Consider the following 782-nt stretch of genomic DNA (forward strand, 5'->3'; position numbering starts at 1 on the left):
TCGTGCCCTCCCCCAGCGCCGCCAGCAGCGCCGGGCGGTCGGTGACCAGGGTCAGGGACTCCTCGACCAGGGTGCCGGCGGTGCGTTCGGGCAGCCCCAGCGCGGTGGCGACCTCGGCGATCACCGACCGGTAGGACAGGTCCTGCCGCTGCGCCGCCGGCAGGCCCAACGCCACACCCGCGGCCTGCTCCTGGGCACGGTCCTGCACCCGGTCGGCCAGCACCGCGTACCGCACCGCCAGCTCCAGCATCTGCGCGCGCTGCGCCGTCGCGGCCCGCACCGCCGCATCCGCCGCGACCGCCAGGCGCACGAACTGCTCGTGCTGGTCCCGCAACCCCGCCACCGCCACCGGGTTGGCGGCCCATGCCTCGACCTGCTCCTCCGTCGCCGCACGAGCCGCCTGCTCGGTGCCGACCCGGTGCCAGCCCGTCTCCGGCGAGGGTGCCGGCGGCGCCTCCAGCACACGCCCGTCCCGCCCCCACCCGCGACCGACAGGCTCCTCGTCGAGAACCGCGACACCCCGCGGTGCGCCCTCCAGGGGCAGGACGTCCTGCTCCCCGCCGCGGCGCCCGCGCTGCGGCCGCGCACCGGCCGCGGGGCCCGAGCCAGAAGCACGCCGACGAACAGGTGCACCCGCACCCGCCGCCCGCACCCCCGCCCCCACCGCCATGAGCCCATCCCACACCCGACCACCGACACGACCGCCGGCTCGGCGGGACGGGCTGTGGATGGGGGAGAGGGTCGCGAGGGGAAGCCCGGCGGGACGGGCCGTGGGTGGGGGA

1 pseudogene is annotated in these 782 nt (G+C 78.1%); it reads right to left on the reverse strand.

The features are described from left to right. Positions 1-463: pseudogene (locus EJA20_RS18510) on the reverse strand (hypothetical protein); the annotation flags it as partial. Between the last annotated feature and the right edge of the window lie 319 nt (positions 464-782).

This window comes from Cellulomonas endophytica (genome assembly GCF_004123805.1).
Classification (GTDB): Bacteria; Actinomycetota; Actinomycetes; order Actinomycetales; family Cellulomonadaceae; genus Cellulomonas; species Cellulomonas endophytica.